The 23,828-nt window shown below is 59.7% G+C and carries 24 protein-coding genes; 4 read left to right on the top strand and 20 right to left on the bottom strand.

All coding sequences use genetic code 11. The features are described 5' to 3' along the window. Nucleotides 1-20: 20 nt before the first annotated feature. From TU76_RS10830 to TU76_RS10885, 12 genes are all read right to left on the bottom strand, one after another. Nucleotides 21-2,501 (bottom strand): fused MFS/spermidine synthase, encoded by a 2,481-nt coding sequence (locus tag TU76_RS10830; protein ID WP_048351637.1) that lies wholly within the window; start codon nucleotides 2,499-2,501, stop codon nucleotides 21-23. 89 nt (nucleotides 2,502-2,590) lie between these two features. Then, on the bottom strand, nucleotides 2,591-4,177 hold the full coding sequence (locus tag TU76_RS10835; RefSeq protein ID WP_037032392.1) for an arylsulfatase: 1,587 nt from the start codon (nucleotides 4,175-4,177) through the stop codon (nucleotides 2,591-2,593). 49 nt (nucleotides 4,178-4,226) lie between these two features. Next, nucleotides 4,227-5,195 (bottom strand): HAD family hydrolase, encoded by a 969-nt coding sequence (locus TU76_RS10840; protein WP_048351638.1) that lies wholly within the window; start codon nucleotides 5,193-5,195, stop codon nucleotides 4,227-4,229. A 138-nt stretch (nucleotides 5,196-5,333) separates the two neighbouring features. Next, nucleotides 5,334-6,386, bottom strand: coding sequence for a BatD family protein (locus tag TU76_RS10845; protein ID WP_019826036.1), 1,053 nt, complete (start codon nucleotides 6,384-6,386; stop codon nucleotides 5,334-5,336). Next, nucleotides 6,383-7,975 carry a VWA domain-containing protein gene (locus TU76_RS10850; RefSeq protein WP_019826035.1) on the bottom strand — a complete coding sequence of 531 codons (1,593 nt, stop codon included), beginning with the start codon at nucleotides 7,973-7,975 and terminating at the stop codon, nucleotides 6,383-6,385. Before TU76_RS10850 ends, TU76_RS10845 begins: the two co-directional genes overlap by 4 nt. 1 nt (nucleotide 7,976) lies before the next feature. Then, the gene (locus TU76_RS10855) at nucleotides 7,977-8,969 is read right to left on the bottom strand and encodes a vWA domain-containing protein (protein WP_019826033.1); all 993 of its coding nucleotides are present in this window, start codon (nucleotides 8,967-8,969) and stop codon (nucleotides 7,977-7,979) included. Continuing rightward, nucleotides 8,956-9,444 (bottom strand): DUF4381 domain-containing protein, encoded by a 489-nt coding sequence (locus tag TU76_RS10860; protein ID WP_019826032.1) that lies wholly within the window; start codon nucleotides 9,442-9,444, stop codon nucleotides 8,956-8,958. Before TU76_RS10860 ends, TU76_RS10855 begins: the two co-directional genes overlap by 14 nt. Beyond that, entirely contained in the window at nucleotides 9,441-10,391 is a 951-nt protein-coding gene (locus TU76_RS10865; protein WP_048351639.1) for a DUF58 domain-containing protein, read from the bottom strand. The genes TU76_RS10860 and TU76_RS10865 overlap by 4 nt, the downstream gene beginning before the upstream one ends. Before the next feature lie 11 nt (nucleotides 10,392-10,402). Then, nucleotides 10,403-11,383, bottom strand: a complete 981-nt coding sequence (locus TU76_RS10870; RefSeq protein WP_019826028.1) for an AAA family ATPase — start codon at nucleotides 11,381-11,383, stop codon at nucleotides 10,403-10,405. A gap of 24 nt (nucleotides 11,384-11,407) precedes the next feature. After that, complete coding sequence (locus TU76_RS25205; RefSeq protein ID WP_148561519.1) at nucleotides 11,408-11,905, bottom strand: hypothetical protein; 498 nt, start codon at nucleotides 11,903-11,905, stop codon at nucleotides 11,408-11,410. Further along, the gene (locus TU76_RS10880) at nucleotides 11,902-12,663 is read right to left on the bottom strand and encodes a DUF2092 domain-containing protein (RefSeq protein ID WP_046808623.1); all 762 of its coding nucleotides are present in this window, start codon (nucleotides 12,661-12,663) and stop codon (nucleotides 11,902-11,904) included. Before TU76_RS10880 ends, TU76_RS25205 begins: the two co-directional genes overlap by 4 nt. Nucleotides 12,664-12,674: 11 nt before the next feature. After that, complete coding sequence (locus tag TU76_RS10885) at nucleotides 12,675-13,583, bottom strand: transporter (RefSeq protein WP_019826020.1); 909 nt, start codon at nucleotides 13,581-13,583, stop codon at nucleotides 12,675-12,677. A gap of 268 nt (nucleotides 13,584-13,851) precedes the next feature. Between TU76_RS10885 and TU76_RS10890 the strand changes: the two genes are divergently transcribed. Continuing rightward, complete coding sequence (locus TU76_RS10890; protein WP_037032389.1) at nucleotides 13,852-14,205, top strand: hypothetical protein; 354 nt, start codon at nucleotides 13,852-13,854, stop codon at nucleotides 14,203-14,205. Between the two features lie 18 nt (nucleotides 14,206-14,223). Beyond that, a complete protein-coding gene (locus TU76_RS10895; RefSeq protein ID WP_048351640.1) occupies nucleotides 14,224-16,587 on the top strand; it encodes a DNA polymerase II in 2,364 nt (787 codons plus the stop codon). Here TU76_RS10895 and TU76_RS10900 read toward each other — a convergent pair. The 3 genes from TU76_RS10900 to TU76_RS10910 form a co-directional block, all read right to left on the bottom strand. Continuing rightward, the gene (locus TU76_RS10900) at nucleotides 16,584-16,862 is read right to left on the bottom strand and encodes a hypothetical protein (protein WP_019826014.1); all 279 of its coding nucleotides are present in this window, start codon (nucleotides 16,860-16,862) and stop codon (nucleotides 16,584-16,586) included. The two genes, TU76_RS10895 and TU76_RS10900, sit on opposite strands and share 4 nt — an antisense overlap. A gap of 100 nt (nucleotides 16,863-16,962) precedes the next feature. After that, nucleotides 16,963-17,331 carry a helix-turn-helix domain-containing protein gene (locus tag TU76_RS10905; protein WP_019826012.1) on the bottom strand — a complete coding sequence of 123 codons (369 nt, stop codon included), beginning with the start codon at nucleotides 17,329-17,331 and terminating at the stop codon, nucleotides 16,963-16,965. Between the two features lie 3 nt (nucleotides 17,332-17,334). Then, the gene (locus TU76_RS10910) at nucleotides 17,335-17,637 is read right to left on the bottom strand and encodes a type II toxin-antitoxin system HigB family toxin (protein WP_019826011.1); all 303 of its coding nucleotides are present in this window, start codon (nucleotides 17,635-17,637) and stop codon (nucleotides 17,335-17,337) included. 202 nt (nucleotides 17,638-17,839) lie between these two features. Between TU76_RS10910 and crcB (TU76_RS10915) the strand changes: the two genes are divergently transcribed. Both crcB (TU76_RS10915) and crcB (TU76_RS10920) read left to right on the top strand, forming a co-directional pair. Then, entirely contained in the window at nucleotides 17,840-18,220 is a 381-nt protein-coding gene (gene crcB, locus TU76_RS10915) for a fluoride efflux transporter CrcB (protein WP_019826008.1), read from the top strand. A 16-nt stretch (nucleotides 18,221-18,236) separates the two neighbouring features. Next, nucleotides 18,237-18,635: a fluoride efflux transporter CrcB gene (crcB, locus tag TU76_RS10920; RefSeq protein ID WP_046808625.1), complete on the top strand. Its 399-nt coding sequence runs from the start codon at nucleotides 18,237-18,239 to the stop codon at nucleotides 18,633-18,635. Between the two features lie 88 nt (nucleotides 18,636-18,723). Here the strand turns inward: crcB (TU76_RS10920) and kch are convergent, their stop codons facing one another. The 5 genes from kch to ureG form a co-directional block, all read right to left on the bottom strand. Then, nucleotides 18,724-19,899 carry a voltage-gated potassium channel protein gene (gene kch / locus TU76_RS10925; protein WP_048351641.1) on the bottom strand — a complete coding sequence of 392 codons (1,176 nt, stop codon included), beginning with the start codon at nucleotides 19,897-19,899 and terminating at the stop codon, nucleotides 18,724-18,726. An 89-nt stretch (nucleotides 19,900-19,988) separates the two neighbouring features. Next, nucleotides 19,989-21,047 carry a HoxN/HupN/NixA family nickel/cobalt transporter gene (locus TU76_RS10930; RefSeq protein ID WP_046808627.1) on the bottom strand — a complete coding sequence of 353 codons (1,059 nt, stop codon included), beginning with the start codon at nucleotides 21,045-21,047 and terminating at the stop codon, nucleotides 19,989-19,991. 27 nt (nucleotides 21,048-21,074) lie between these two features. Next, nucleotides 21,075-22,055, bottom strand: coding sequence for an urea transporter (gene yut / locus TU76_RS10935; protein WP_019828477.1), 981 nt, complete (start codon nucleotides 22,053-22,055; stop codon nucleotides 21,075-21,077). 156 nt (nucleotides 22,056-22,211) lie between these two features. After that, nucleotides 22,212-23,174 (bottom strand): urease accessory protein UreD, encoded by a 963-nt coding sequence (locus TU76_RS10940; RefSeq protein WP_019828476.1) that lies wholly within the window; start codon nucleotides 23,172-23,174, stop codon nucleotides 22,212-22,214. Beyond that, a complete protein-coding gene (ureG, locus tag TU76_RS10945; protein WP_019828475.1) occupies nucleotides 23,171-23,818 on the bottom strand; it encodes an urease accessory protein UreG in 648 nt (215 codons plus the stop codon). Before ureG ends, TU76_RS10940 begins: the two co-directional genes overlap by 4 nt. Nucleotides 23,819-23,828 lie beyond the last annotated feature (10 nt).

A 23,828-nucleotide genomic window follows, 5' to 3' on the forward strand; every position in this document is an offset into this window, starting at 1 on the left:
ACTTCCGTATCCAAATAGCTTTAGCGTTCACCGACAAACCAGCGGTAATAGGGGTTGGCGCCATCACCGCGCATCACTTCGCGGATGTCCCTGGCCCATGCCTCACGGTCGCCATCGTAGGCATGCAGGCTTGAGCGGTAAAACTGCATCAGACGTTGCTGATGGTCATTCATGCGCGCGACAAACCCGGGGTCGGCGTTGAGCAAAAGTGCGGGGCGACGCAGATCGAGCAACGCCGGGAGTACCCGGCTGATTTCCTTGGAGCGTACCCAGGGAGCGTACTCGATACGTGGTTGATCGTCCGTGACGGCCGGCGCATCTGCAGCAAAACGTTCAAGCCCCTGACGATCTGTCACCCAGGTTGCCAGCAGGGCCGCCGCCGAAGCGACGCCTACATCCTGCAGGGCGCTGCGTACACCTGGTTGTTCGAAGCGTGCGTTGATGCGCGCTGCGTCCAGTTCAATCGGTTGCAAGGAGCCGACCAGCAGCATTTCGTGAAACTCGCTGGTCCATAACGTCGCGTAGGGGAACACGTCTAGAAAGCTGCGCACCAGAGAGCGCGAGTCGTCTATGTTCTGGGTTGGCAGCGGGAGCCATTGCGCGACTATCCCCAAGGGCTCCAGGCGCTGCGCGGCCAGTTGATAAAAGTCCCGCGAATACAGGTTGACCACCCCAGCGGCGGAAGGCGGTGGCGGCTCCAGGGTGATCAGATCATAACGCTGGTCGCTGCGCAGGAGCTCCTGGCGACCGTCGCGCAAGCGCACTTGCAAGCCGGGGTTGGCAGCGGCATCGAAGTTGCCTTTGAACAGTGAAGAGGCCTTGACTACCGAGGGCAGCAACTCGGCCACCACCCTTTGTTCAAGCCCCGGATAACTCAACAATGCCCCGGCGGTTATCCCTGTGCCGAAACCGATTACCATCGCCGAACGTGGTTCGCCGTTGTGGATCAGCAACGGCAGAAGGGCTTGAATACGCATGTAACGCAGCGACGGCATGGCATCGCCGGTGTTCGATACACCCTGAATATAAAGGCGGTGGAAGGTGCGCTCGCCTTTACCTTGGGTCACCACGGCCACGGTGCCGCCACGGCCTTCTTCATAGAACGCCAGCTCGGCGTTGCGAGCCCCCGGCAGCAAGTCGGCGATGCGCTCAACCGGGGTCAGCCAGGCCACCAGCAGCGCTGCCAGGCTTAGCGCAATGACCCCTTGGCGATGGCCTTTTTTGACCCCGTGTCCCTGACGCACCGCGACATAACCAACCCCTGCAGCGATGATTGCCAATAGGCCCAGGGTGCGAACCAGACCCAGCAACGGGATCAGCACGAAGCCGCAGAGGGCAACGCCGACTATGCCGCCCAGCGTATTGAATGCAACGACTGCGCCGACATCACGTCCGACCCGATCCGGGCCTACACACAGTCGCAACGCCACCGGGAAAGCTGCGCCTAATAGCAGTGTGGGAATAAATACGATGCACAGCGCCGCCACCGCAAAACGGGTGCTCATGCCCACCAGTGCAGAGGTGCCTAAAGCCAGTACCAGGGTTTCGCCCCGGGTTTGCAGCAGGATCAGCCAGCGCCCGAGCAGGGCGACTTCCAGCAAGGCGACCAGGCCTGCACCAGCGATCAGCAACGCAAAGATGCCCCAGGGATCGCGCAGGCGATCAACCCGGCGCGCCATCAGGCTGCTGCCGATAAACAAACCGGTGAGATAGGTCGCCAGCACCACCGCAAAGGCGTAGGTACGTGTACTCATGAATTGCACGATCGATTGCGACCAGACCACTTCGTAACCCAGCGCCACACCGCCTGCAATGGCGTACAGCACCATGGCTAAACGGGCCGGCGACGGTGGCGTCGAAGAAGGAGTGGCAAGGGGTGTCGGATAGCGACGCTGTACGATTAATGCGCCAATGGCCGCGACAACGTTCAGCAAGGCTGCGGCATAGGCACTGCCGCGCACGCCAAGGGTGGCAATCAGCACAAAGGCGGTGAGCAGCGTACCGGCAATTGCCCCTGCGGTATTGGCGGCGTACAGGCGGCCACCGGCCTGGCCCAGTTGCCGAGGGTCAGCTGCCAGCGCGCGGACCAGTACCGGCAGCGTGCCGCCCATCAGCAATGCAGGCAGGCCCACCAGCAGCAGAGGCAGCAACCAGGCCAGCAGGCCAACCTTTTGCTCAAGCCAGGCGAACGGGGCTGCACTAAGGCTCAGGCCCAGGGTAGTAGCAACTCCCAGAACTGCCACGCCAACCTCAAGCCCTGCATACAGCAGCAAAGGTTTGACCAGCCTGTCGGCAAATCGCCCAAACAGCAGTCCACCTAAAGCCAGGCCTGCGAAAAAGGCACTGATGCCGGTGGTGATGGCATACACCTCGACACCGATCACCAGCGACAGTTGTTTGATCCATAGCACCTGATAAATCAGGGCTGCAGTTCCGGAGATAAAGAGCAGCAAGGCGGGCATTAACAGCGTCTTACGGCTGGTCGGGTAGGGTGACGGCATTGCGCGGGAGCCTTGTGCGGAAAGAATTCGGATGCCTACATAAAGAGCTTAAGCCCTCTCCCGCAGGGAGAGGGCAGGTTTGCGGAGGGTTACTGCGCTGGGTGTTGCTTCATTTTCTCGGCGATTTTGGCGTCTACTTCAGCCCTTACCTGATCGATACTGAAGCTGGCCGGTTTTTGGCTTGGCGGGAAATCTACAAAAGTTTGTAAAAACTTGGCAGCCTTCATGGTTGCGACTTCACCCAGGTAAACGTTTTTGGTGGTCCAGTCGTAATACTGATCGGACACAATGTCTGCCCGCTCGAACGGATCCATGCGCAAGTTGAAGATCTTGGGCACTCGCAAGCAAACGAAAGGTTCGCTCCAAACCTTGAATCCGCCCGGTTCACGTTGCTCGCAGAACACGACTTTCCAGTTGTCGAAACGCATCGATACCAGCATGCCGTCATCGTTGAAGTAATAGAACTCGCTACGATCTCCCTTGGGTTGTTGACCGGTCAAGTAGGGCAGTTGGTTGTAGCCGTCCAGATGCACCTTGAAGTCGGTGCCGCCTGCCACCGGTGCCCAACCTTTGAGCAGCTTGTCCTTGACCTCAGTATCACCTGCCGCGGCCAGCAAGGTCGGGAACCAGTCCAGCCCTGAGAACATTTCGTTGCTCACTTCGCCGGCCTTGATCTTGCCTGGCCAGCGCACTATGGCAGGGACGCGGTAGGCACCTTCCCAGTTGGAGTCTTTCTCATTACGAAACGGAGTGGTCGCCGCGTCTGGCCAGGAGAACTGGTTCGGTCCGTTGTCGGTGGTGTACACCACGATGGTGTTGTCAGTGAGCTTCAGGTCGTCCAGGGTTTTGAGCAGTTTTCCGACGTCGCCATCGTGCTCAAGCATGCCATCGGCATATTCGTTGCCGGGCATACCACTCTGGCCCTTCATGGAGTCGCGCACGTGGGTAAACAAGTGCATGCGCGTGGTGTTCATCCAAACGAAAAAAGGCTTGTCGGCCTTTGCCTGCTTTTCGATAAACGCCTGTGCAGCCGCGGTGGTTTCGTCGTCGATGGTTTCCATGCGCTTGGCGGTCAAAGCGCCGGTGTCCTCAATCTTGCCATCGGCAAAACTGTGGATCACACCCCGTGGTGAGGCTGTTTTGACGAACTCGGGGTCATCCTTGGGCCAGTACGGACGCTCGGGTTCCTCTTCGGCATTGAGGTGATACAGGTTGCCGAAGAACTCGTCAAAACCATGATTGGTCGGCAAGTATTCGTCGCGGTCACCCAAGTGGTTCTTGCCAAATTGCCCCGTGGCGTAGCCTTGCGACTTGAGCGCCTGGGCGATGGTGATGTCACGTTTTTGCAGGCCCACCGGTGCGCCTGGAACACCGACCTTGGATAGGCCGGTTCGTAGTGGTGTCTGACCGGTGATAAACGATGATCGACCGGCAGTGCAGCTGTTCTCCGCGTAATAGTCGGTGAACATCATGCCTTCTTTGGCAATCCGGTCGATATTGGGCGTTTTGTAACCCACCACACCCATGGAGTAGGCGCTGATATTGGATTGGCCAATGTCATCGCCAAAAATCACCAGGATGTTGGGTTTTTCAGCGGCAACAGCAGTGGCAGACAACGCCATCACTGAAGCCGCCACTAAGGCTAGCTGAGGTAACCACTTGGCTATTCGAGTCATGCAACTTGCTCCTTGTTGACCTGTTTGATGCATTGCTGACGGCTTATTCTTATTGCTGTTGCTCCGTTACGCCGGACTCGAATGGATAGATTTGCCGCCACTGCGACGCCATATCGACGATAGCCCAGTTCTGTTGTTTTGCCTGATCCAGCGCCTTGTCCAGGCGACCTATTTTTGAGTCCTTGTCATAGGCCCATTCGCGTTTGGCGTCGGTGTGGTGAACCAGGCCCATAAAGCGTGGACCTGATCCTGCGGCAGTCCACTGGAGCATTTGCAGGTCGCCGTCCGAGTTACCAAACGCCAGGATCGGCCGACGACCAATCACGCTATCGATGCTTACCGGTTTGCCGGGGCCGTCATCGTTGTGGGCGATTTTGGCGGTGCGCAGGATTGAAGGTTTGCCGTCCTTGTCCTGGTACTCCGTTACGAATGTGGAGCCGATCACGTGCTCAGGCGGGATGCCGTAGACCTCTTCGGCGAACACGCGCATAAAGCCGGTATCACCGCCGGACACGATGTACGGTTTGAAACGCTGGCTGCGCAAGTAAGCGAGCACTTCCAGCATCGGCTGGTAGACCATCTCGGTGTAGGGCTTGCCGGTGGTGGGGTGACGGGCCGTGCTCAGCCAGCGCTGGACGTTGTCGCGAAATTCATCGGTGGTGAGCCCGGCGTGGGTGGCCATGAAGATTTTCAGCAGGCCTTCCATGCCGCCTTCTGCCAGGGCTTTGTGGTCATTCTCGATCACCGCCTTGAATGGTTGCTGGTCTTTCCACTCCGGGTGCTGGGCGGCCATGCGCTTGATTTCGTCGAAGGCGAAAAGCTCTTCGAAGTAACCCGGTTGCTCGCTCCACAACGTGCCGTCGTTGTCGAATACGGCAATCCGCGCTTCGGGTTGTACAAAGCCTTTGTTGTTCGGAGCGGTGACCGTCTGCACAAACTCGATGATGCTTTTTTTCGCCGGGCCGTCGTTCCAGGACGGCAGCGGATCTGCCGCTTGCGCGAACAGGGGGCAGGGCAAACAGCAAGGCCGTCAGCGCTTTTGTAAATACCCTGTTGCCGGTCAAGGGCCTCTTGTAGCAGCCCCGGTGGGAGCGAGCCTGCTCGCTAAGGTCGTTCGCGAGCAGGCTCGCTCTCACGGCTACTGGTTTTGATGTATTCATTCTTGGAAGTCCTTTTCATGACCAGGATTAAGTGGGCGCAAACCATAGGTTTTGCGTGGAGGTCGCGTGCGTAGCCAGTGGTTGACCTGGCTGAAACCGTGCTGCAACCGGCGGCGGCTCATATAGCCGATGCCTGCCAGCAGCAGGATTGAGCCCAGGAACAACAGCGATCCGGGGATGTGCAGCCGGGTCGGTTGCCCCAGCTGTTCAAGGTCGCGGGTGATGGAAAACACCGGGCTGTCGCCGCTGTTGGCTGTGGCCTTGAAGCTGAACCCGGGTACCTGGCTGACCTGCACCTTGCGGTTCACGCTGTCCCACCATTTGACGCTGATCGCCGGCAGGGTGAAGTCGCCTTCGCGCTCGATGCGATAACTCACGCGGTCGATGCGTTGCCCGCCGATAAAGCTGCCACGGCCGTCGTCCAGATTGCGCACTTGCGGGGTTTTCGGGTAAGCACTGAGCCCTTGGAGGGTGCCCAGCGCAGGCGTTGGCAAGGACAGGCCGGGGGTGTTGTCGGCTTGTAGCGTCAGTGTGCGACTGAGGCTGTCACCGACCTTGAACGGGCCGGCATTGGGGCTGATGGTTTGGCTAAAACGCAGTGCACTGGCCACCAGCACCGGCTCGCCGGGGCTGAAGCCGCTCGGCAGGCTGGCGCGGAACTGCATCGCCGGTGTTTGCGCCGACAGCTCATGGCTGGCCTGGGCCGGGGTTGCCCGCACGGTGAAAGGGGGGATGGCAAAGCCCTGCGCCAGATTCGCGGTGATGCGGTAGGTGTAGCGCAGACCGGTCAAGGTCTGGCCGTGCAGGGTTTGTGTGAGGTGCTGGGCTTCGGCATTGGGCGGCAAGATATCGGTGCCGCTGATCGACAGCTCCGGCAGCGTCGCGGCGCTGGTGAACCAGGTGTTGGTCAGCACATCGACTTGCAGCTGCAAGGGTTCGCCGACCACCACCGCGTCACCCGGCACGAGGCGGGTTTGCACCAGCAACTGCGGCTCATCAGCCCAGGCCAGAGCGCTGAACAGCAGCAAGGTCAAGCCCAGGCGCTTCATGGCGCCACCTTCGGTTGCTGTGCGGTCTGGTCCTGCAGGCTGAATTTCTGGCGCAGGAAGTTGGCCGGGGACGTGGTGAGGTTTTGCAGCCATTGTTCGTCGCTGGCCGCTTGCAGGGTTTGCAGCGGCTTGCTTTGGCCCTTGCCCGGTTGCTTGTCGAATTTGATCGCGTCGGGTTTGACCTCGGGGGTGTTTTGCTCGGCGCTGTCGGTGTCTTTCAACAGGGCCAGTGCCAGGGCCAGATTGGCACTGGCTTCGGGGAACTGTGGTTGCAGGGCCAACGCCTGGCGGTAGGCGGCAATCGCTTGCTCGAACTTGAAGCGGCGCACGTAGATATTGCCCAGATAGAAGTACGCCTGGGGGGTGTCCAGTTGCGCAAAGCTGGCCAGTGCCAGGTCGAAATCGGCAGCGTTGTAGGCGGCGATGCCTTTCCAGTAAGGGTCGACGAACAGCTCGGCCGCTGCCGGGTAATGCTGATGTTCAAAGGCCCAGCGCCCTTGCTGGTCACGGGTGAAAAAGGCATCGGTCAGGGCGTTGGCCTCAGCGGGTGCCGGCTGCAGGGCCAGGCCTGCGCCCAGCACCAGCACGGCGTTCCAGTTCAGGCTCCAGCCACGGCGCACCGAGAAAAACGCGATCAACAGCAGTGGCCCGCACAGCCAGTAGCCTGCGTCTTTCCATTGCAGTTCGCGCTGTTCATCGCTGGCGGCCTGAAAGTGCTGCCGGGCGTGGCCCTCTATCCAGTCCAGATCGTCATCATTGATGGTCAGGCTGCCCAGCGGCGCATCGGTGGCGGCGGCCAGTTGCTTGAGTGCGGCGCTGTCGAAGCTGCCCAGCTCGGGGCGGCCATTGCTGTCGGTGCGCGGCTGGCCGCTGGCATCGCGGATGATCCCGCCATTGGCGCTGCCCACGGCCAGTACCAGCACTTGCAGGGCGCTGCCTTGCAGCAGTGGTTTGAGGCTGTCCAGCTGCGCGGTGTCGGCGCCGTCGGTGATTAGCAGCAAAGTGCCGGGGGCTTTCTCGGCTTGCAGCAGACGCTTGGCCTGTTCGATCACTGCCGCCACATTTTTGCCGGGGAGGGCGATCAGGTCAGTGCCCAAGGCCTGGATGAAACTGTCCAGTAACGCCGGGTCGTCGGTGGCGGGCAATACCAGATGCGCGCTGCCTGCATAGGCAATCAAGGCCGTGCGTGCGCCGCTGCGCCGGGCTATCAGGTCGTGGAGTTTGTGTTTGGCGGCTTCCAGGCGCGTCGGTTGCACATCGCTGGCGTCCATCGACGGTGACAAATCCAGGGCGATGATCAGCGGGGCACGGTTTTGCAGGAACGCCGGGCGATCCTGTTCCCAGGTGGGCCCGGCCGCCGCGATGGCGCCAAGGATCAGCAGGGCGGCCGTCAAGTGCACCGGGCGCAGGCGGTGAGGGTCTTGCGGGGTGATCAGCAAGTGGGGCAGCAGATGCGGGGCAATGATCGCCCGCAAGCGGCGCTGCTGGTCATGGCTGCGGCGCCACAGCAATGGCAGCAGGGCGCCGAACAAAGCCAGCAGCAGCCAGTACGGGCGCAGAAAGTGGAAGTCGCTGAGGTTGATCTCCATTTCAGACCTCCTGCCGGGTCGGACGTTGATGCAGCCGCGAGGCCAGCAGCGCGCCCAGGTGATACAGCGCCAACAGGTTGATGGCCGCCGCCAGCGGCAACCAGAACAGGTCCCGCTTGGGTTGATGGCTCAGGGTTTTGACCTGGTGCGGGGTGATGCGGTCGAGGGTGGCGTACACCTGGTTCAGGCTGTCACGGTCTTCGGCGCGAAAGTACTGGCCGCCGGTGCTTTTGGCGATGCTTTGCAGGGCGGTGAGGTTGACCTTGGCTTCGCCTTCGGCATTCGGGTCGCCAATGCCGATGGTGTGAATCACCACGCCTTTGGCCGCTGCCATTGCGGCGGCACGGGTCGGGGGGATGGCGCTGTGGGTATCGTTGCCATCGGTGAGCAGGATCAGCACCTTTTCCGGCTCGTGGGCCTGGTCGAGCAGTTTGAGGCTCAGGCCAATGGCATCGCCGATGGCGGTGTTGGGCCCGGCCATGCCGATTCCCGTGTCTTCGAGCAGCAACGACAGGCTGGCGTGGTCAAGGGTCAGCGGCGCCTGGGGGTAGGCGCCGCTGCCGAACACGATCAGGCCGATGCGGTCGTCCTTGCGGCGCTGGATAAAGTCCTGCACCACCTGTTTGACGGCGGCCAGGCGGTTGATCTTTTGCCCGTTGGCGTCCGTAAAATCCGTGGTTTCCATCGATTGTGAGATGTCGATGGCCAGCATCAGATCGCGCACCGGTTGCTGGCGTTCGATGGGCTTTTCGACCCACACCGGTCTGGCCACGGCCACCACCAGCAACGCCCACACCAGCAGATTGAGCAGCAGTTGCCAGAGGTTATGCCGCGTGCCGGCGGCCTGTGGCGCCTGGTCGATGGCGCGGCTCATGGCGTTGAAAAACGGCACTCGCACCGCGCTGCAGGCCTCGCGGTACGCGGGCAGCCAGCGGTAGCCGAACCACGGCAAAGGCAGCAACAGCAGCAACCAGGGGTAATCAAACTGCCACATGGTGTAGCTCCACCCAGCGTGTGCAGGTCTCGAACAGGTACTGGCGCTGCGTGTCAGGCAATGCCAGCAACTGGTCATCCGGGGCATAGGCCAGGAACGCCAGTTGCTCGCTGAAATCGTCTGGCAGCGGTTGCGGGCTGTGGCCGCGCAAAAAGTCTTGCCAGGCCGCCCCCTGCAACGGGCCAACAGCCTGTGGGGCCGGCATGGACAGGGCCACGCGCTTGAGCAGCGTGGGCAGCTCGCGCAAGGTGGCGATCGGGTCGTTGGCCGCGCGCAGCTGGGCCAAACGCTGCAAGGCCTCGCGCCGGTAGCGGTTACGCCGCCAAAGCCAGTAAGTGCGTGCGGCCCAGACCGCCAGCCCGGCCAGTACAACCCCCAGCAACGCCCACCAGCCCCAGGTCTGCGGCATGTAACTGACGGGCGCAGGCAAGGCCAAGTTTTGCAGTTGATCAATGCTGGGGATGGGAGTGGTCATCGACGCGGCCCGCCCAGTTTGCCCAGTTCAGTGCGCAGTTGGCTGTGGGCATCCAGCTCGGTGCTGAACATCATCAACGGCACCTGGCTGCGGCGCAGCAGGCTGGCGATGTCCTTGAAGCGGCCGCTGAGAAAGTCTCCCAGGGGTTGGCGAATGTGGGGGTGCTGCACCGCCAGCTCCACTTGCAGTTGACCCTGGGTCACCAGCAAGCGGCCGTTTTTGGGCAGGTCCAGCGCCAAGGGATCGTAGACCTGCATCGCGATCACATCGTTGTGCACCGCCAGTTGGCGCATCAGCTGCAGGGTGCGCGGGCCTGCATCGGCGAAATCGCTGATCAGGCAAATCAGGTGGTCATGGCCGGCTACGGCAAGGCAGTGTTGCAGCACCTTGTCCAGCTGGTCGGCGTCTTCGCAGTCGGGTTGCGTGGCATTGAGCAACTGGTTTTGCTGCACGATTTTGCTGCACAGCGCTTCGACCCGCTTGCGACTGCGCAGCGGGGCGATGCTGTCGATGCGCTGGTCGTTGAACACCAGCCCGCCGACCCGGTCGCCGGCGTTGAAAACCATCCACGCGGCCAATGCACCTAGCTCGGCGGCGGTGGCGGATTTGAAGCTGTGGCTGGAGCCAAAAAACATCGACATGCGCTGATCAACCAGGATCAGCGCCGGGCGGTCGCGCTCTTCGGTAAAGGTGCGTACCACCGGTTTGCCGGTGCGCAACGAGGCCCGCCAGTCGAGGTGACGCAGGTCGTCACCGGGCTGGTAGCGGCGCAGTTCGTCGAAATTCAATCCACGGCCCCGCAAGCGCGAAGCATGGTTGCCCGAAAGGATGCTGCCCTGGGGTTGGCGGGCGACAAAACTCAACGCACGAGCCTTGAATTCCAGCGCCATCAATTGCGCCAGAGACACATACACCAATCCATCGGCGTCCTGCTGTGGAGCGTACATCGGCAAGCTCCTCAGGCCGGTATTGCGACTTTTTCGAGCAGTCGGTGGAGCACTTGATCGGCGCTGACGCCATCGGCCACTGCGTCGTAACTCAGTTGCAGGCGATGACGCAGCACCGGATGCACCACCGCGCGCACGTTATCGGGCGAAACGAATGCCTGACCGCGCAACCAGGCGTCGGCCCGGGCACAACGGTCCAGGCCGATGCCGCCCCGGGGGCTGGCGCCGATGGCGATCCAGCGCGCCAGGTCGGGGTCGTAGTCGGCGGGGTGCCGGGTGGCGTTGATCAGGTCGATCAGGTAGCAGTCGATGGCGGGCGAGACGGCCACCGCACTGACTTCACGGCGGGCAGCAAAAATGGCCTCCTGGCCAAGGGCGAACCCCGGCGCAGTGTCGGCGCTGGCGCCTTGCGCCTGTTCCTCGGCCCGCAGCATGCGCAACACTTGCGACTCGTGCGCAGGGTTGGGGTAGTCGAGCAATACCTTCATCAGAAAGCGGTCCATCTGCGCCTCGGGCAGCGGGTAGGTGCCTTCTTGCTCGATGGGGTTTTGGGTGGCCAACACAATAAACAGCTCGGGCAATTGATGGCTGTTGCCGGCCACGGTGATCTGGCGTTCTTCCATGGCTTCCAGCAAGGCGGCCTGCACCTTGGCCGGGGCGCGGTTGATTTCGTCCGCCAGGATAAGGTTGCCGAACAGCGGGCCGGGCTGGAACATGATCTGGTTCTGGCCGTCGACCTGATGCAGCACCTCGGCACCGGTGATGTCCGAAGGCAACAGGTCGGGGGTGAACTGGATGCGGCTCATTTTGGCGTCCAGGTGTTTGGCCAGCGCCTTGACGGTACGGGTCTTGGCCAGCCCCGGCAGGCTTTCCAGCAACAGATGCCCGTTGGCCAGCAGGCCGACAATAATCTGTCGGATAACCTCATCCTGCCCCAGTACCGATTCGGCGATGCTGGCTTGCAGGGCGTTAAGATCGTTGAGCGTTGTCATAAAGCATTCCTTGCTTAAGCATGATTACCAGGGCGCGGGGACCACTACAAACTGCACGTTGCCGCCTACGTAACGCGGTTGGTACCAGGTGGGTCCGCAGTGCTGATACGCCACATTGTTGGCCATCACCGACACGCAGTCAGGAGGTACGCTGGTTACCTGCGAGCCGATGGCTATGGCCGTGGTTGCACCTACCACAGCTGCTGCGGCCCAAGGGTGATACCAGTTATCAGGAGGCGGGGGCGGTGGAGGAGGCATGGGGCGTGGAGGCGGCATGGGCCGGGGCGCCGGGTAGGGGTGCGGTTGCGGATAAGGGGGCGGCCCCGGTTGTGGATGCGGATGCTGACCTGACTGAGGGTGTGGTTGTGGCATGGGGTGTGGAGAGGGCGGATACCCCCCATTGTGGGGCACAACAAAGGTGCGTGCTCCGCCACCACTGCGTATTTGCCAGGCCATGACCACCGAGGTGTGCAACAGGCTGGCGCCGAGTACGCCACATAGCATCCAGTGTAGGCGCTTCATGGTTGCGCCTCCGGGCTGTACTTGCTGGGGGCCCATTGCAATGGCACTTCCTGGGCGCCTTGGGGTGGTTCGAATTCGAAACTGCTGGCGCTGATCGCCGGTTTAAGTTGCCAGGTAAAATCCACGCTGTGGCGCGGATGTTCGGGGATATCGCGGCGGCTGATGATCAGGCGGCAGGGTAGAGGTTGTTCGCCTTGGCGTAGCCATAGTTGCCAGTCGATATCGTCCTGGCGCAAGGCGTAGTGATCGCAGCGCTGACCTTCCAGAGTGTCACTGCCAATCAGCACGGCGGAGCGCAAGCCGGCTTGTTCCGAGGTGTTGGCGTTCCAGCGAAACAGATCGGCCAGTGGCAATTCAATACCGTAACGGGTGTTGAGCAGGTCGATAAGTGCATTGATGCTCGCTGGCGCAGGAGCGCTGGCGTAGTAGGCGCTGGGGCTCTGGTAGAGAGTAAAGCGCTTTCCGTTGTAATAGAGCGTGCGCCGCACGCCTTGATTGTCGACCGAGACCATCAGCTTGTCCGGCTGTTGGGCCAGCAGTTGGGTGGTATGACGAAACTCGACAGTCTGGCCGTTTTCCAGCACTTGGTCAGTCAGGCTGCTGGCCTCGATGCCAAACTGCCTGAGGCTGCGCAAGTAACTGCCCATCCGCTCCAGTGCCTGCACGGCTGCGGGTTCAATGGCTATGTTCCCAGCGGCATGGACCTGTCCGGTAAAGACCAGGAGCAGGCCGAGCAAGGCAGGACGCAAGGCGAGCATGATGGCGGCCTCTACCAGACGTACTGCATGCGCAGGGTCCAGGTGGCGATATCTGGTGACCCTTTGCGCTCGGCCACAGTGTCGGTGTAGGCCAGCAGGCCGCCAAACTGGGGTGTGAGCATAAAGCCCACGCTGGCGCCTGCCAGGGTGCTCTCCTGTTTGTTGTCCTGCCAGTCGCCGTCGATTTTGGTCTCGCCGCCGCGTGTATAGGTGGCGTCCAGTGAGGCCCAGAGGGCGCGATTAATGGTGTAGCTGTAATGGCCCTCAATGGCATACAGCGGCTTTTGCTCAAGCTTGCTGTCGCCTTGGTATTCGTCGTTGTCACCGAACAGCGAAACCCAGGTGTTCAGTTCAAGCCAGGTAGGGCCAATGGGCGTGCCAAAGCCTATTTCCGGTTTGAATACCCAGCGGTTGGCGCCGATATTGATCACCCGGTTTTTGTCGTAGTCCCCGGTAGGCGTAGTCACCCATAGCGCGCCAGTGAGAAAGGTCTCGGGAGTCCATTTGGCAAACTCCTCTTTGCTCAGGGCAGGGCCGCCGAAGATGTTATGAGCCAGCACCACTTGGGTGTCGCCCATGCCGCCGTTGTGCTTGGTGCCAGTGAAATAGCGCGCATTGTCAAAAGACGCCGACAGGTCGGCATAGGGCTGCAGGAGCTGGATCGCAGTGTTGCGGCCCTCTACGGAGAACGAGCGGGCATAGCGCAGGATGTAAACATCAGCATTGAGCGACAGGCCTTTGATGGGCAAGGCCGTGTCGATGGGGGTGTTACTGTCGACGCGGTTGTAATAGCCGAACAGCATGTTGAGGTCGGTGGGTGTATTTTGCCAATCGCGGGCGTTATCGGCCCAGCTCGCCAGCGGCGTCAGGACCAAAGTGAGTGCCGTGACACTGGCTTTACGGACGGTGCTTGATCCCATCGTATTGCTCCTTCAATTGCCCTTTGGCGGTCTATCGTCCGATGCCCGGCGAATTTATTGTTAATTGAAGCTAGCAGTAACCCCGGACTTCGCTGGCTGGCGGATGAAAAACTGCTGATTCTGTGGCCTGGGTCACTGATAAAAGACGAGCGGTTATCTGACGTGAATCCTCTGAAGGCACTGATTCTAATGGCGACTACTGGATATTTAGCCACCGGTTAGCGCTGGCCGCGTGCTATCGTGTTGACCTTTATTGAGGGGATTTCCAATGCGAATGCTGATTGGCGTTTTGAGCCTGGCCTTGCTGGCCGGTTGTGTGTCTCCTGCGATGGACACTGCTCGCAGCAAAGCCCCGGTCCGGGTGCTGGCGTCGGATAAAGCCACGGCGCTGGTCGCCGAATGCATCAAGTTTTCGTGGGAAGACGAAAGCGTTTTCGGGGTAGATGCCAGTGCCTATCTCAACAGCGACAAGGCTGGTCAGCAGACGGTGTATACCCGTGGCGCAGAATCCTTTGCCGATCTGGTGCCGCAAGGTACGGGCACTGCGGTGAGCTACTACGCCAAGCAACCGGGCGACGCTGCAGCCATGCGCCGTTTGGCGATGCTGGCGACATGTTTGTAAGTTCTTGAGGGTGCTGCGGTGGAGTTGAAGCAGGGGTTTGTCCTGACCCGGCATTGGCGCGATACGCCGTCGGGGATCGAAGTCGACTTCTGGCTGGCCACCGATGACGGGCCGCAGCACGCACGCCTGCCTTATCAGACCTCAACCGCGTTTATCCCGACGGTGCAGCTCGCTCAGGCGCAGGCCCTGTTGCAGGATGAACGTGGCGTCGAGTTTCGTGAGCTGCAGCTCTGCGATTTTCAATCGCGACCGGTCATGGGCCTTTACTGCCGTCAGCATGCCCAGTTGATGGACGTCGCCCAGCGTCTGCGGCGCGCCGGGGTCGATGTGTTCGAGGCCGATGTGCGCCCGCCGGAACGTTTTCTGATGGAGCGTTTCATCACCGCCCCGGTGAGTTTTGGCGGACGGGCCCAGGGCGATGGATCGCTACTGGATGCCAGGATGAAGCCGCATCCCGATTATCGGCCGCGCTTGAAACTGGTCTCGCTGGATATTGAAACCAGCGCCCAGGGTGATCTGTATTCCATTGCCCTAGAGGGCTGTGGCCAGCGTCAGGTGTACATGCTGGGCAAAGCCACCGAGGCGGACACTGCGGTCGATTTCGATCTTGAGTTCTGCGCTACCCGCGGCGACTTGCTGCTGCGCCTGAACCAGTGGATGGCACAGCATGACCCCGATGCGATCATCGGTTGGAACGTCGTGCAATTTGACCTGCGGGTGTTGCACGAGCATGCCCGGCGCCTGGGTATCCCGCTGCTGCTGGGGCGTGCGGGCAGTGAAATGCAGTGGCGCGAACACGGCACCCGCAATAATCATTTCTTCGCCAGTGCGGCGGGTCGATTGATCATCGACGGTATTGAGTCGTTGCGCTCGGCAACCTGGTCGTTTTCCTCGTTTAGCCTGGAAAATGTCGCCCAGACCCTGCTCGGTGAAGGCAAGGACATCAGCACGCCGTATCAGCGCATGGACGAAATCAACCGCATGTTTGCCGAAGACAAGCCTGCGCTGGCGCGTTACAACCTCAAGGATTGCGAGCTGGTGACGCGGATCTTCGCGAAAACCGAGTTGCTGACCTTTCTGCTGGAGCGCGCCTCGGTCACGGGCCTTGAAGCGGACCGCAGCGGCGGCTCGGTGGCGGCGTTTTACCATTTGTACATGCCGTTGATGCACCGCCAGGGCTTTGTCGCCCCCAATCTCGGCGACAAACCACCCCAGGCCAGCCCCGGCGGCTTTGTCATGGAGTCCCAGCCGGGGCTTTATGAGTCGGTGCTGGTGCTCGATTACAAAAGCCTTTATCCGTCGATTATCCGCACCTTTCTGATCGACCCGCTGGGGCTGGTAGAAGGGTTGCGCGACCCGAGTGACGAGGCCTCGGTGCCAGGCTTTCGCGGGGCGCGCTTTTCGCGAACCCGGCATTGCTTGCCTGCCATTGTCGAACGGGTGGCCAATGGTCGCGAAGTCGCCAAGCGCGAAAAAAACGCACCCTTGTCCCAAGCCCTGAAAATCATCATGAATGCGTTTTATGGGGTGCTGGGTTCCAGTGGCTGCCGTTTTTTCGATACGCGGCTGGCGTCGTCGATCACCTTGCGGGGGCATGAAATCATGCTCAAGACCCGGGCATTGATCGAGGCCAAGGGTTACAGCGTGATCTATGGCGACACCGACTCCACCTTCGTCTGGTTGCGTAGCGAGCACAGCGAAGACGACGCCGCCCGTATCGGTTGCGAGCTGGTGCAGCACGTCAACCAGTGGTGGCAGGCCCATGTGCGTGACGAATACGGGCTCACCAGTGCGTTGGAGCTACAGTTCGAAACCCACTACAGCCGGTTCCTGATGCCCACGATTCGCGGCGCCGAAGAGGGCAGTAAAAAGCGCTATGCGGGATTGGTGGCCCATGCGGACGGGCGTCGGGAGATGGTCTACAAGGGGCTTGAGACTGTGCGCAGCGACTGGTCGCCGCTGGCCCAGCAGTTTCAGCAAGCGTTGTACCTGCGCATTTTCAATCGCCAGCCCTATCAGGACTATGTGCGGGATTTTGTGCGCAGCACTCTTGCGGGCGAGCATGACGAACTGTTGATTTACCGCAAGCGTCTGCGTCGTCAACTCAGTGATTACGAACGTAACGTACCGCCCCATGTGCGGGCGGCGCGGCTGGCCGATGAGTACAACGACCAGCAGGGGCGGCCCCGGCAGTACCAGAACGGCGGCACTATCAGCTATGTGATTACCGTGGCCGGCCCCCAGCCCTTGGAAAATCGCACCGCAGAAGTGGATTACGACCATTACCTGACGCGTCAGCTACAACCGGTGGCGGACGCGATTCTGGTGTTTGTCGACGACGACTTCAGCGCGCTGGTGGGCGGGCAGATGGGGTTGTTTTAAACGTCGCTGCCGGGGGCAGTTGCCTTGGACTTGGCGCGATCCTTGGCGGCCTTGGCTTCAGCGGCCAGGCATTCCAGGCAGAACTGCTCGGCGTAGCTCATGATGATTTCTGTGGTATCACCCTTGATCGTGCGCGAGCCCGCGAGGATGTAGCGCATGCGCTTTTCGGTCACGCCGATGCGCTGGGCAATCCAGGCCGGGGTCTGGCCGATGCGGTCGACCAGTTTGTTGGCGTATTCGGTGGAGTGGTTGTAGCGTTCAGCGTTGGGAAACATAGGGGGTCCATAAGCGTGGGGATAAAGCCGGAGGGCAGGGTACTCCTTTTCATCGCAATCGCCTGTATTTAAACCGCCGGGCTGACGGGATACCTGGCGGCTATGGTTTTGCCGGCCTGATCAAGCTTTCAGCCGGGATGCCAAACATCTCATGCAGTTTCCAGATCATGGGCAGTGTCAGCGCCCGCTTGCCATTAAGCACCTCGTAAACCCGGTTCTGCCTGCCGATAGCGGGCACCAGGTCGGCAGGTGACAGCCCGGACTGCTCCATCCTGAAGCGTATGGCCTCTATCGGGCTGGGCAGGTCCATCGGGAAGTGCTTCGCTTCATAGGCTTCAATCAAGGTGATCATGACATCGAGGTAGTCGCCTTGCGGGGTGCCTGGTTCCGGCTCATTGTCGAACAGAGGGGAAACAGCCTTCAGGGCGTCCTGGTAATCTTGTTCAGTACGGATTGGGCGAATATTCATGGGTTACTCCATTTCAACGGTATCGGCATCAATGGCGTCGTACTGTTTGTGGGTGCCGACGAACTTGATGTAAAGGGCGCTGAAGCGGTAAGCCACGGCGACCACGAGTCGATACTCATTACCTTTGATGTTGAAAACGACTCTGCTGCTTTTGAGAATGCTGGCATGGCGAAACTGGGCCTTGATGTCGGCGGGTGTTTGCCAGTCGGCCTGCCTGGCCTCATCTATCCAGCAAAGGAAAGACTGTTTCGAGCCCGGGTGCTGTTGCCAAAATTTTTTAAGCTGACTGGTCGCAACAATTCTCATAGAATGATCCTAGTCCCATAGTGGGACTTTAGCAAGTGACTTCCATTTCTAAGCGGCTATTCAATTACCAAGTCCTCCTCGTTAATACCAGACACAAACTTCAAGAAAGTGTGTGGCGCCCCTTATGCTCCAAATCACGTGCCTCCTGGTATTTCTGAACTAGAGTTCCTCTCACTAATCAACAGGCACGAGAGGGAACTTCATGACTGCGCTGGATGTTTTTTGGGTCGGATTGGGGGGCGGGCTGGGGTCTTTGCTGCGCTGGTGGATCGGACTGCGGGTGGGGCAGTTCTATAAGGGATCATTCCCGCTGGGCACGTTTTTGATCAACGTCAGTGGCGCCTTTGTGATCGGTTACTTGAGCATTCTGTTTACCGTGGACTGGCGTGACCGCTACGGCGACTTCCTGAGTGCTGCCGTGCTGACTGGTATTCTTGGCGGCTACACAACGTTCAGTAGCATGCAGCTGGATGCTTCCAAACTGGCCAAGGCGAAGGATCGTGCATGGGCGGCAGGTTATCTGATCATCTCGGTACTGGTCGGTCTGGCCGCCGCCGCATTCGGCGCCTGGCTGGCGCGCTGACACAGGAGCAAACACCATGTTGAACATGATTATTCTGATTTTCGTCGGCGGTGCGTTCGGTGCCATGTGCCGCGAATTTGTCATGCTGTCGGTGCCGCGCCTGGCCGACGGCTTTCCCATGGATATTTTTGTCGTCAATATCGTCGCCGCCTTCCTGCTGGGGGTGGCCACGTCGCTGTTCAAGAGCAACCGGATCAATCAATACGTACACGTCATGGTCGGCACAGGGATCATGGGCGGGCTGTCCACGTTCTCCAGTTTTGTGTTCGGTGCCGTTGAGATGATGAAAGACCCGAGCGGTGTATTTGTCTCCATCTGCTATCTGGTGCTCAGTCTGGTGATCGGTTTTGCCGCCGTTGAGTTCGGCCTGGTGGCCGGGGCCAAGGGCACGCCTGCCCCCGATACCTCGCAATAAAACATGATAAAGCCCTCAACTGTGGGAGCGAGCCTGCTCGCGAATGATCTTCGCGAGCAGGCTCGCTCCCACAGAACACCGCTCGTGTTTATGCCAGGGACGTACGCTTGCCGAAGAACATCTCGGTGATCAGGTCATTATTGATTTGATCGCCCTGCAGGGTCCGCACCAGCAGCTCACTGCCCAGCAATGGCAACGACAGCACCATGGTCGGGTTGACGCGTTTGACCTTGGGCATGTTCCGCGTTTCGTTGACCAGCGCGATGATCTGGGTGTCATCTCCGGCGACTTCCTTGGCCGCCAGAATGGTGAACACGTTTTCGGCGTCGCTGTCGCACAGGGTCACGATGTATTTGGCGTCCTCGGCACCGGCCATTTTCAGGGTTGCAGCTGCCGATGGGTCACCCTCAATGATGTCAGCTTTTTCGGGCAAGTCGTGCTGGCTGCCGGTGGTGCACACGACCGTGACGTGCTCGCCGCGATCAGTCAGGCCTTTGTAGACGTTTTGTGCCAGTGAGCCGACGCCAACGAGGATGTAGTGATTTTTACGGGCCATGTGGGTAATCCTGCCTTTAACGATTCGTTGGATGTTGTTGCTGATCAGCGGGCCGGCAATGGACGCCACCGAGATCGCGAAGATGGTGATGCCCAGAATGATCACCGTCAGGGTGAAAAACCGCGCATCGGTGGTGTGCGGGACGATGTCGCCAAACCCCACGGTCGACATCACCACAATGGCGAAGTAGAAAGCTGACGGCAGGTCGGTAACGGGGGGTGCGAATCCTTCACCGATGTAGAGCGTGCCCAGCGTGCTGTAGACGATCAGCGAGGCAATGCTGACCACCGCAAAGAAGCTGCCTGTGGCCAGACTGTAGTGGTCGTACCGGCGCCAATAGAAGGCCAGTACCGCAAGGGTGAAGATTGAAAAGAAGGTCACACCGTCGGGTTTCTTAAGGATAAAGACATCAACGCAGACGGTGGCCACTAAGAGCAATAATGCGAAAAACCAACTGATGCGCGACTTGATCAGCAGCCCCAGTGACATCAGTACCAGTACAAATCCCACCACAAATCCGGGTATTTCGAGTAAATCTAAAAATCTTAAGGCCTCCTTCCAGGAGTCAAATGAGCCAGAGACTGTATTGGCGTGAGCAATACCACGCTGCAACACCGGCAAAAATAAAAGAAAGCCATTGATCGCCACCAACAAGGCGACTCCATAGGCAAAGGAGATCCGATTTTTTACGTCCTGTAATAAAGTCATGGCACCTACGACGCGTCTGTTGAGGGGTGAAGGGAGTGTAGGTCAGGTTTTTATGCCTGCCACACGGGGGGCCGAGTGCTTGGCCTTTATCAGGTATTGGCAGCCAGTTGGTCATAACCGCGGAGGTAGTAGTTGAGGGCCGAAATTAACCAGCACAGCACAAACATGCCGATGATCCAGTAGCCAATTTCGCCGAAGTTTTCACTGATGGCATTGATCGGTGTCCATATTCCCCCTGTTAGCTCCAGCTTGTCGGCAATCAGTCCCAATGCCTCGATGCCGCCGATGAACAACGCAACCACCACCGAGGCGGCAGTAATGGTGATGTTGTAATAGAGCTTGCGCACCGGTTTGGAAAACGCCCAGCCGTAGGCACCGATCATCACGAAGTTGTCCAGTGAATCGATCAGGGCCATGCCCACCGCGAACAGTATCGGGAAGACCATGATCGACCACAGGCTGATGCCGTGCGAGGCACTGGTGGCGCTGATGCCCAGCAGGCCGATTTCGGTGGCGGTGTCAAAACCCAGGCCAAACAGAAAACCCACCGGGTACATGTGCCAGCTTTTATCCACCAGGTTGAACACCCGGCCAAAGATCCGCGCCATCAGGCCACCCTTGTTGGTGGAGATCAGGTCCAGCTCTTCGGGGGGCAGGCTGTGACCAGCCTTGACCAGCCTGAACTTCTTGTACACCGAGATCAGGATCACCAGGTTGAGCACGCCGAACAGCAGCAGGAACACCGATGACACCAGGGTGCCGATCAATCCGCCGGTTTCATGGAACCACTCCATGTCGTCCTTGAAAGCCAACGCCGTGACGGCGATGGCAAAGGATGCCAGGACCACGATGGTGGAATGCCCCAGGGAGAACCAGGTGCCTACGGCAATCGGTCGTTTGCCCTGCTGCATCAGTTTGCGGGTGACATTGTCGATGGCTGCGATGTGGTCGGCATCCACGGCGTGGCGCAGGCCGAAGCCGTACGCCAGTAATGCGGTGCCCATCAGTATCGGGTTGTTGCCGAACTCGATAAAGGCCCAGGCCCAGGCAAGGAGGTTGGCCAGGACCAAACCGGCCAGCAGGTAAATGGCACGACGCGTGGTGTTCGACGGTTCGGCACCGGCAAGGGGTCGGGCAATCACGGTCATGGGAAGACTCCGGCAAGGCATCGAAAGTTATTGGCGGTGGGCCGGCATGACGTCTTTGTTAGGTACCAGAAATAACCATGAAGCCAGCACAAAGGGCATGGTCAGTGTCGGGATACCTGCCGGGCCCAATACTGTATTCAAGGCGCCTTGTACAAATACAGTGAAGATTACGCCCACCAGGGTGTAGATCAGCACTCGCCAGCTGGGTTTGTTGAACGTTGACCCGAGGGCGATGGCCGTCAGTACAGCGCTGAATGCATACAGGCCGTTATTGATGCTGGTGTGTTCGGCCTGCAGGACCACCGCGGTCAGCACGGCCAGCAGCGAGCCCAGAAGGCCGAACACGGCTGCCCATAACGATGACACCGCCAGCCCTGCCAGAAACAGCACGCTACCAATCACCGTGCTAATCAGAAACACTTCAGAGACGCCGTAAAACGTACTTTTGAACAGGTCGATGCCGTCGAACAGATTGCTGTTATAGGCGATCAGGTCGTGGGGCAGGTTGGGGACGGGCAGTGAGCTGTTTTCCAGTCCGCCAAAGGCATAGCTGGCCAGCAGCATGGTCCAGGTTACGAGTACGAAGGGGGCGGTCAGTGCGGCGACTTTCCAGGTTTTCAGGATGTCGGCAATGCAGATCGTGACGATTACCGAGACTGCGCTGCCCAGGATGATGCACAGCCACAGGATGGGGGTGACGGCGAGAAAGGTCGGCAAGGCAACACCCACCAGGCAGCCGTTATAGCCGTACAGACCGGCTTTCCAGGACGTGTGGTCCTTGAGGTGCATGCCGGTGAGGGTTGCCACTACGGTGCCCAGTACGCTGCCGTAGGCCACGGCCGGATTACCTTCGGCAAAAGCCCCGACAAAGATCGCAGCGAAAAAAAACAATCCGGTCAGCGGATTGTTCTGGAACATGACCTGAGCGCAACCGCGCAGGGTGACGTCGATAAACTCAAGGACGACGTTGCCATCCGCCACTTTTGACCACTTGGATGCAGTTTCCATATTGACTCTCCCAATTATGCATTCGGCCAAGAGCCGCCCTGGTAATGCTATGTCCCCCTGTGGGAGCGAGCCTGCTCGCGAACAACCTTCGCGAGCAGGCTCGCTCCCACAGTTGACCTTTCTGTAGCCCCTGACGAACAACGCGAAGCTACACAGCTACTTCCACAGAAACTGCGGTTGCAGTGTCAAACCCAGAATCTCTTCGCGGGCAACTTTCCAGAACTCGCGGATTTGCGCCTTGACCTCACCGCTGTCATTGCCCAGCACCTTGAAAATCAGGCCGCAGTCGTTCGGCAGGCGGGTAACGCCGCTGGCCAGCCCTGCAGTCATGTCGAAGAGCGCCGGGATGCGCTCCACAATCCGGTTGTGATGCTCCTTGGGCGTGAGCAACACCACGTTGCCGAACACGTCGAAGGTTTGCATGACGCCAATGGCGTCCAGGCTCTCCTTTTTCGGTTCAAGAATGTACTTCTCGACAAACAACTCACGGCCCTCAAGGTTTTCAGCGCTCACTCGCGAGGAGTACACGTCAAAACCGAAGCGCTCATCGATGTGGTGGTATTTGCGTCCCGACATCAACACTTCGCAGTAGATCGCCGTCGCCGTGGGATGGATCTTGATCTGGGTGTTGGTGATAAACCGCGCATTGCGATGGGGTATGAGCGGGTCTGGCATGAACTCCAGATAGCCGTCTTCCTCGATCCGCAAGTGCTGGATTTGCGTGGCGTAGTTGGCATCCATCGAATGCACTTTGGTCGCTGACTGGGTGGTGACGTGCCCGCAGGCACCCACCCCCACCGTGACGTCAGTGGCCAGGCGATCGCCCTGCAGCACGCAGCCTGAAGTTGAAATCATGGTCACGCAGGGCAGTTGGGGCATCACCTCGTCCCAATACAGGGCCCGCTGCACCAGCGACGGTACCCGCCGCTCCATATCCGCCAGCACACTGCGATTGCCGCGTTTTTCAAAACCCAGTCGCAGGTAGCCGCTTTTACCTGCGGCACCGCTTTGCATTTGCGGTGGTTCGTCCTGGTACTGGGACAGCTCCGGCGCATCATTGCCTAATGAGTGAGCGCGAAGCCGTGACGGGGTGTTCACGATCTGGCTCTGCGCTGTCATGCAGTGACCTCGCTCTTGACCGCCGGTTTTTGTGCGAACAGGAACATGTGTTCGATCATGTCCACCAGCTCTTCAATGCCGTGGCCGGTTTTGCAGTTGGTGAGAATGTACGGGCGGTTGCCGCGCACCACTTTAGTGTCACTCTCCATGACATCCAGGCTGGCGCCGACATAAGGGGCAAGGTCGATCTTGTTAATGATCAGAATGTCGGCCTGCACCAGACCCGGGCCGTTTTTGCGCGGAATTTTTTCGCCTTCGGCCACGTCGATCACGTAGATGTAGAAGTCGGCCAGGGCAGGGCTGAAGGTCAGGGTCAGGTTGTCGCCGCCGCTCTCGATCATGATCAGGTCGCTGTCGGGGAACTTTTCTTCCATTTCTTCGACCGCCGCAATGTTCATGCTCGGGTCCTCACGCACTGCCGTGTGCGGGCAGGCACCGGTCTCCACGCCCAGGATCTTGTCTTCGTCCAGGATCCCCTTGAGGGTGCGTTTTACCTGCTTGGCGTCTTCGGTGGTGACGATGTCGTTGGTGATGATCAGTGGTTTGTAGCCACGGTTGATCAGAATCGGAGTGATCACTTCGATGATCGCGGTTTTACCTGAACCGACCGGGCCGCCAATACCAATACGAGTAATCTTTTTCACGGTTATTTCC

Source organism: Pseudomonas psychrophila (genome assembly GCF_001043005.1).
Classification (GTDB): Bacteria; Pseudomonadota; Gammaproteobacteria; order Pseudomonadales; family Pseudomonadaceae; genus Aquipseudomonas; species Aquipseudomonas psychrophila.